Origin of the sequence: Streptococcus jiangjianxini, from assembly GCF_040225085.1 — a bacterium.
Lineage (GTDB): Bacteria > Bacillota > Bacilli > Lactobacillales > Streptococcaceae > Streptococcus > Streptococcus jiangjianxini.
Genome location: NZ_JBEHGL010000034.1, coordinates 1 through 7,456 on the forward strand (window position 1 = coordinate 1; position 7,456 = coordinate 7,456).

The following is a 7,456-nucleotide window of genomic DNA, read 5'->3' on the forward strand; positions in this document are numbered from 1 at the left end:
AGTAGTCACAGACTGAATGTCCTGCTTTAAGGAAATTGATGACCTTATAAATGGTCTGTTTTGATCGTCCTAGAGATTCAATGATAGCACTAACTTTCCTGCCTTCTTGGTAGTAAGCCTCTATCATGACAAGTTCATTTGTGGTAAGATGAGTATAGGTCATTTATGTTAGTTCCCTTCAGACAAATGTGGTGTTTATCTGAGCCTAACATAGATGGCTTTTTTCTGTCTAGCTTAATTTTACAAATTGGGGAATAAAACGTTTAAAACACTTGATGACGTGGTCAACAAGCTGCAAGAAGTGATTCAAGGCATAGACTGGTCCATTTTAAAAACCATCGTCAACAGACAATGGTTATAGAAAGTTAGTTTTTGATTTTGGATGAGTATAAGATACCCCCGAAATGGTCGACTTTTAACGATACAATTATTTGGAAACCGTGGTTTTATATGTTGGGTGTGATATTAAAGATTTGTATCTTGCACATTAAGTTGTCGCATGTTATAATGTAAGGGTCTTCAGGGCAGGGTGAAATTCCCGACCGGCGGTGTCTAGGTAACTAGGAGTCCGCGAGCGTAAGCTGATGTGGTGTGATTCCACAACCGACAGTAAAGTCTGGATGGGAGAAGACCGCTTTTTCAGTGTCTTTTAGATACCTAAAAATCGGGAACTTCTTTCAATTTATCTAAATTGGAGGAATTTTTTTATGTCTAACACTAACACTCGTAAATTAGTGATTATCGCTATTTTATCCGCACTTTCATTTGTATTGATGTTTTTTCAATTTCCTTTGTTGCCATCAGCTAACTTTTTGAAAATTGACTTTAGCATTATTCCTATTTTGTTGGGGCTGGTTATTTATGACTTGAAAAGTGCTTACGCTGTTCTTTTACTGCGTACTTTGTTAAAATTAATGTTAAATAATGAGGGAGTCGGCGAGCTAATCGGTCTGCCAATGAATATTGTGGCTATGGGTGTCTTCGTACTTGCCTTTGCCATGTTTTGGAAAAAAAATCAAACGCGCCGTTCTTATATCACAGCTAGTGTTGTTGGAACTGTCTTCTTAACGCTTTCGATGTTGATACTGAACTATGTTTTTGCAATTCCTTTGTATGCGAAATTCGTAAACTTTGACATTGCAAAATTCATCGGTGTCGCCAACTATCTTTTACTTATGGTTATTCCCTTTAATTTAATCGAAGGAGCTATCTTGTCGCTTGGCTTTGCTGTTGTTTTCATTGTGTTAAAACCGGTTATCAAGCGCTATATTTAAAATGAAACATAAACAAACTTATCTTTTTAGGGCATCCATTGCCCTCGTTCTATTTACAATACTCGGCTACACCGTCAAATTTTATCCTGAGAATTTGGTTGCCTTTGACCAGTCTATTCAAACAGCAGTGCGCGGCTCTCTGCCAGCTTCTGCTACATCCTTTTTCAAAACGATAACAGTTCTGGGAAATACCTTAACTTTTGTCTTTGTTCTGGCATTAGCTGTAGGCTTACTCTATTTTGTGAAAAAATGGAAGACAGAAGGGATCTTTCTTGGCGGTACAGGTGTCCTAGCGGGTCTTTTGATTATTGGTACCAAATACTTATATGGAAGACAAAGACCTGGTATTGAACACCTGGTATTTGCGAATGGCTTTTCATTTCCAAGTGGGCATTCGATGGGCTCTATGATGATTTATGGCTTTATCTTGATTATTGCTCACCAACGTCTCAAATCGACAGGTTTGAGAGTTTTAACGGAAACACTAATTAGCCTATTGATTGCCTTGATTGGCTTATCACGTATTTATGTTGGTGTTCATTACCCTACGGATGTATTGGGAGGCTTTATCTTAGGCTTTGCTTGTTTAAATTTCATTTTCCCATTCTATGATCAAAAACGCTTTGAAAATCGTTTTCAAGAGAAACAGACTTAAGGTAACTAAAAAACGAATTTGGAATTCCAGATTCGTTTTTTAGTTACGACGGGCATGTCGTACATCTGAGATAAAAGTCATTCGTGATCATACCGCTACCGGCGAACCCAATAGTGCTCCCTAAGTCTGATGATCGTGAATTAGCAGATAAAAACAGTCTGCAGATAGACAGTTTTAGGTCTGGCGCTAGAAACTGAAATCGTCAGAGGAAAGGGATAGCGAAATCGTGGTACTACGAATAGAGAAAAGTGATAGTAAAGCGTACATAGGTGATAAGGTGACAAAAAGCACTAAAGTCTAAATAGAATAGGTAGTCATCACCTATATGCGGCAACCACGAGAGTCATTCAATTCGGACTAAGGTCTGTGTGAAAAAGATAAATTTTCCTTAGATCTTTTAACATCCTCACAAATCTTGGGTAAACGAGGAAAGTCGTACGATTTATCCTGTGAAGACTCATGAACATGCTAGACCACCGTAACAAAGGATCATGAGAAGTCAGCTGAAGTTGTCGTACCGTCACGGAAGTGGGGTGAAGAGTTGAATGGTTAAATAAACCTCCTTCAAGTTGGTCTTGCCTGTTCTCGTTCTAGGTCTGCAAAGATGATAGACTGAAAATGTCAATGATGGTTATTGTTCATCACGTTAAACGCATGGAAAATTGCACCTATCCTAATTTTTAATAAGTGCAATTTTTAAAATAATTTGATCACTTTTTTGAAAAAATATTAAATTTTCTCTCGTTAACAGCCTAGTTATACCACAATTTTTCTAAATGCTAACACTAATAGTTGAAAACAATTTTTCTGAAAACTATATTTTCTTCATGCGTTTGTCGTGATTGTTCATAAATCGAGGACAGCACCAATAGACCGCGTCTGTGGAATAGGCGATGCGAGAGCCTATGGACTCTTTAACAGTTTTAGTTGAACCGTCGTGTGCTGAACGACGACCACGGTGTCGTGAGAGGGGTTAGAGATTAGCTCTTATTCGAGTTACCAAAGTCCAAGACATTTTTGCATGAGTAAACTGACACAGGAAATACTAAACCAGCAAATACCGCCCATAATAATAGCTTTGCCACCACGGTTGAAAAGGTTGGTTATGTTTGTATTTAGTCCAATAGCGCTCATGGCCATGACAATGAAAAATTTTGAGATAACTTTTAAAAAGTTGATCAGAGTTGTTGGAAGAGGGAGGATAGTGGTTATCAGTGATGCCAAAATAAAGTAGAGGATAAAGATTGGAAAAACTTTTTTGACGTTAATCTCTTTTTGATTACCAGTTGCCTGTTGGCGCTTCATTTCATAAATAGATAACCCTAATGTAATGGGGATGATGGCTAATGTTCTGGTTAGTTTAACAATTGTAGCACCATCGAGTGTGTTGGCATGATAGAGGTTATCCCAAGCTGTGGCTGTTGCGGTTACAGAAGACGTATCATTAACGGCAGTACCCGCAAAGAGGGCAAACCCCTTATTGGATAAGCCAAGTGCATGACCTAATGTTGGAAATAGTAAGGCGGCTAGGATGTTAAATAAAAAGATAACAGAAATGGCCTGAGCAACGTCTTCTTCCTTAGCCTTGATGACTGGTGCGGTTGCAGCGATGGCGGAGCCTCCGCAGATGGATGACCCGACCCCAACAAGTGTAGCGGTGTGACGATCAAGATTTAAGCATTTTTTTAAGGGAAAAGTCACTAATAAGGAAGTTGAAATAGTTGCAAGGATGATGGGAAGCGATTGGGTTCCGACAGCTAATACCTGCTTAAGGTTCAAGCCAAAACCAAGTAGGACAACTGCTGCTTGGAGAATAACCTTTGATGAATAACGAATCCCAGCCTGGGTACGACTTCGATCAGTATGCCAAATAGCCAGAATCATTCCAATAAAAATTGCAAAAACAGGTGCTCCTATAAGTGGGATCCATTGACCTAGGAACCAAGCACTTGTAGCGATACCTAAACAGAGAACAAGTCCTGGCAGACGTGATTTTAAAGTAGACATAGTTGCCTCCTCCTCATGTTTTTGTTTTAATTATAGTGCTAAGTGCCATAAATGTATAGATGGTTAAAAAAATGTTCCGAATTTCTTTTATAGGACAGTTGAAGGAGAGATGATAATGAAGCGACCACTAGAATGTTCCCATGATTTTTTAAAGGAGGTATTGGATAGTCAGAGTGTGACTTTGGATGCGACGATGGGCAATGGCAATGATACGGTATTTTTAGCCAAACGCAGCCATAAAGTTTATGCTTTTGATGTTCAGAGAAAAGCCCTTGAAAAAACCGGTCAACGTTTGCTGGCTGAAGGGCTTAATAATGTTGATTTGATATTAGATGGTCATGAGAACCTTGATCGCTACATTTCTGAGTCTATTCAAGCAGCGATTTTTAATTTAGGCTATCTTCCCAGTGCTGATAAGGCAATCATCACCAAACCTCATACGACACTTCAGGCAATTGATAAGGTTATCAAAAGGTTAGCAGAAGGTGGTCGTCTGGCTATTATGATTTATTATGGTCATGAAGGTGGTCAGATGGAAAAGGATGCGGTGCTAGATTATGTCAGTCAGTTGGATCAAAAAGCCTATACAGTCATGCTTTATCAGGCGCTTAATCAAGTCAATACACCGCCATTTTTAGTAATGGTAGAAAAGTTACCTTCTTTCTAGTCTTCCGATGAGAATTTTGTTACAATGGCAGAATGAAAAGGAGTAGTTATGTCTCATCAATCCGTCACTGAACGTTTATCAGAATTACGCCAAAAGTATCTTGAACAACCTTCACAAAATGATAGCCATTTTGCCGATTCGCCCAAAATGGCTAAGTTGAAAAAGAAACTAATAGCTCTTGAAAAGGAGCGCTGTCAGTTAAAAATGGCTCAAAAAGATTATAAGGCAGTTGATCAAAAAATCGCTGCCTTAAAAGAGTCATTTACAGAAAAGCATGAAGGAGGTTAATCCATATGGAGATATCCATCCTGGTGATTGTTTTCCTTTTTTCATTAATCGTTTCTAATGTGGTTAATAGGGTTTTTCCAAGAATCCCCCTGCCCCTGGTCCAACTTCTGCTGGGGATTGCCTATGGTATTTCTCAAGGTGGGCGAGGGATAGAACTCAATCCGGAATTGTTCATAGCTTTCGTCATTGCGCCCTTAAACTTTCGTGAGGGTGAAGAAGCAGATGTTAAGAGCTTTTTAAAATATCGTAGTTTTATTAGCTTTCTCATTCTACCTTTGGTTTTTGTGACAGCATTAGGGATAGGAGCACTAGCAAGTTATCTTCTTCCGATAGAGTTACCAATGGCTGCCTACTTTGCCTTGGGTGCCGCTCTAGCACCGACAGATGCGGTAGCCTTTATTTCTATCTCAAAACGATTTGCTTTTCCCAAGCGTATTGAAAATATTCTTAAATTGGAAGGTCTATTAAATGATGCTAGCGGTCTGGTTGCCTTTCAATTTGCAGTAACAGCCTTGTTGACAGGCTATTTTTCATTGGCTGAAGCAGGTGTTAAGCTGCTTATTACGATTTTTGGGGGTATTATCATTGGTTTACTGTTTGCTTTCTTAAATCGTATCCTACTATCTTTATTAGAAAAATTTGATGCAGCCGATGTGACAGGTGCGCTACTATTAGAACTAGCTTTGCCGTTTGTGACCTACTTTGTTGCTTCGGCTGTCAATGTTTCGGCTATTATTGCTGTGGTGGTTGCTGGAGTCATGCAAGCCAGTCGTTTAAGAAAAGTTACACTATTTGATGCGCAAGTTTATCGTGTGGGCCAGATCGTTTGGGAGACCATTAATTTTATGCTTAATGGGGTGGTCTTTCTGATTTTTGGGACAGAATTGACCTCAATAGTTGTGCCTGTTTTGACGAGTCCAAGGTATAGCAATCTTTATTTATTTGCTCTTGTTGTTGGCCTAACAGCGCTAATGATTTTGATCCGGTTTTTGATGATTAGTGCCTATTATGCTTTTAAGAACCTTTACTATCATCGGTTATTAAGGAAATCATTCAAAGATATTCTTTTACTCACATTTTCAGGGGTGAAAGGAACCGTTTCAATTGCGACGATATTGTTGCTACCGCGCCTTGACAATTTTCAGTACAGTCTGCTACTTTTCATGGTCGCAGCTGTCACGCTACTTAGTTTTCTATCAGGATTTGTTATTTTACCCTTACTGGCTCCGCCTATTGAACGTCCGGTTGATAACCTAATGAAAATTTCAATCTTATCTAAAGTTTTGACTATTTTGGAGCAAGATAGTAAAGAGAAACCAGATAAGGCATCGCTTTATGCTGTCATCGATAATTATAATGCTCGTATCGAACATCTGATTTTAGAACAAGAACCCAATAGTGTCAAAAAAGATTTGGCAGATTTACAGCTCTTTATTATTGGTATTGAGAGCGAGGGGCTAGAATATGCCTTTGATGAAGGGATGATTGATCTTAAAGAATATCGCATTTATCAAGGTTATTTAAAAGTTTTGGAGAAACAAGTTAACCGTAGCTTTGTTTCCAGCTTTACCTATGGTTTTAGGATTTTCATGCGTGTTTTAAGGGCAACTTTACATGAAGTAATGACCTTTGGATCTAGGATTCGGGCGATGAGAAAGCGAATTAGGACTCCGCGTCAGTTAACCGAACAAAATCGCGAAAATATCACAGAGCTTTATCTCTCTAATACAGAGATTATTTTAGAAGCACTTGAAGAGTTAGAAGGTTATTACAATCATTCTTTGGTGGATTATCTTCAGAATGCGCGTTTGCGTGATGCAGAACTCATCAAGTCGGGGCTCTTTGTAGAACGGGTCATCATGCATCTGATTCCAGATAGCAATGATGATATCTTGCGAGGTTATTATTTAGAACGTAAAACCATTGCTGAGTTTGAAGAAGATAATCTTATTTCCAAGTCCTATGCGCAAAAATTACGTAGTAATGTTAATGAATTGGAAAACTATTCGCTTAATGCGACAACGACCAGTCTCTCCTATGAATTTTTAAGTTTTGCAAGTCAAAAGAAATAAACATTTTAACACTTCTCCATTTTGGGGAGTGTTTTTTGCTAGGCTTGGATAACGCTTTTAGTAACTTAATCTATATTGATCATACTTTGGTTATAGATGTTGGAATGGTGACTGATTCCCTTGCGTGACATAGAGGGACGAATGCCCTTGGTCTCTAAGAAGTGACGATAAGATAGGTGCTGATATTGCCAGCCTTGGTCACTATGAAGCATAGGTCCTATGTCAGTATCAGCTAGAAAGGCTAACAGTTTTAGATGAAGTACTTTTGTTTTGTCTTTTTTCAATTGATGATATTAAAATAAAAGGCTAGCTGGCTAGTATCATGTTTATTTGGAGATGACAATGTATAGGTTGATATGGAAAAGATGAAAAGGCAACCCTTTTCTGTACAAAATTTATAAAGTGCTTTTTGTTAAGCGATAACTCGCCTAGCCATTGGTGTTTGATAGTTGAGACTGCCGTGAATGCGATGATGATTCCACCAGTGGACGTA

General features: G+C 38.7%; 7 protein-coding genes, 2 pseudogenes and 1 riboswitch. Of the genes and pseudogenes, 5 read left to right on the plus strand and 4 right to left on the minus strand.

Translation table 11 applies throughout. The features are described from left to right. Positions 1-163: pseudogene (locus tag ABP870_RS10280) on the minus strand (IS30 family transposase); the annotation flags it as partial. A 348-nt stretch (positions 164-511) separates the two neighbouring features. Continuing rightward, positions 512-636: riboswitch (FMN riboswitch) on the plus strand. Positions 637-707: 71 nt separating this feature from the next. Here ABP870_RS10280 and ABP870_RS10285 point away from each other — a divergent pair. Together ABP870_RS10285 and ABP870_RS10290 are read left to right on the plus strand one after the other, a co-directional pair. Further along, positions 708-1,274, plus strand: a complete 567-nt coding sequence (locus ABP870_RS10285; protein ID WP_350015276.1) for an ECF transporter S component — start codon at positions 708-710, stop codon at positions 1,272-1,274. 1 nt (position 1,275) lies between these two features. Beyond that, positions 1,276-1,929, plus strand: coding sequence for a phosphatase PAP2 family protein (locus ABP870_RS10290; RefSeq protein WP_350015277.1), 654 nt, complete (start codon positions 1,276-1,278; stop codon positions 1,927-1,929). A gap of 996 nt (positions 1,930-2,925) precedes the next feature. Here ABP870_RS10290 and ABP870_RS10295 read toward each other — a convergent pair. Then, positions 2,926-3,936, minus strand: coding sequence for a YeiH family protein (locus ABP870_RS10295; RefSeq protein ID WP_350015278.1), 1,011 nt, complete (start codon positions 3,934-3,936; stop codon positions 2,926-2,928). Between the two features lie 112 nt (positions 3,937-4,048). Between ABP870_RS10295 and ABP870_RS10300 the strand changes: the two genes are divergently transcribed. From ABP870_RS10300 to ABP870_RS10310, 3 genes are read left to right on the plus strand one after another with little or no spacing between them, the layout of a single operon-like run. Then, positions 4,049-4,603: a tRNA (mnm(5)s(2)U34)-methyltransferase gene (locus ABP870_RS10300; RefSeq protein WP_350015281.1), complete on the plus strand. Its 555-nt coding sequence runs from the start codon at positions 4,049-4,051 to the stop codon at positions 4,601-4,603. A 48-nt stretch (positions 4,604-4,651) separates the two neighbouring features. After that, positions 4,652-4,891 (plus strand): hypothetical protein, encoded by a 240-nt coding sequence (locus ABP870_RS10305; RefSeq protein ID WP_350015279.1) that lies wholly within the window; start codon positions 4,652-4,654, stop codon positions 4,889-4,891. A 5-nt stretch (positions 4,892-4,896) separates the two neighbouring features. Beyond that, positions 4,897-6,963, plus strand: coding sequence for a cation:proton antiporter (locus ABP870_RS10310; protein ID WP_350015280.1), 2,067 nt, complete (start codon positions 4,897-4,899; stop codon positions 6,961-6,963). 110 nt (positions 6,964-7,073) lie between these two features. Here the strand turns inward: ABP870_RS10310 and ABP870_RS10315 are convergent. Together ABP870_RS10315 and ABP870_RS10320 are read right to left on the minus strand one after the other, a co-directional pair. Then, a pseudogene (locus tag ABP870_RS10315) lies at positions 7,074-7,205 on the minus strand (DDE-type integrase/transposase/recombinase); the annotation flags it as partial. Between the two features lie 170 nt (positions 7,206-7,375). Then, the coding region (locus ABP870_RS10320) for an IS3 family transposase (protein ID WP_350015275.1) at positions 7,376-7,456 on the minus strand (81 nt) is incomplete at its 5' end.

Excerpts from the sequence above, each read along its gene's own strand:
- ABP870_RS10285 (WP_350015276.1), top strand. The coding sequence starts at position 708 with ATGTCTAACACTAACACTCGTAAATTAGTGATTATCGCTATTTTATCC.
- ABP870_RS10290 (WP_350015277.1), top strand. The coding sequence starts at position 1,276 with ATGAAACATAAACAAACTTATCTTTTTAGGGCATCCATTGCCCTCGTT.
- ABP870_RS10295 (WP_350015278.1), bottom strand. The coding sequence starts at position 3,936 with ATGTCTACTTTAAAATCACGTCTGCCAGGACTTGTTCTCTGTTTAGGT.
- ABP870_RS10305 (WP_350015279.1), top strand. The coding sequence starts at position 4,652 with ATGTCTCATCAATCCGTCACTGAACGTTTATCAGAATTACGCCAAAAG.
- ABP870_RS10310 (WP_350015280.1), top strand. The coding sequence starts at position 4,897 with ATGGAGATATCCATCCTGGTGATTGTTTTCCTTTTTTCATTAATCGTT.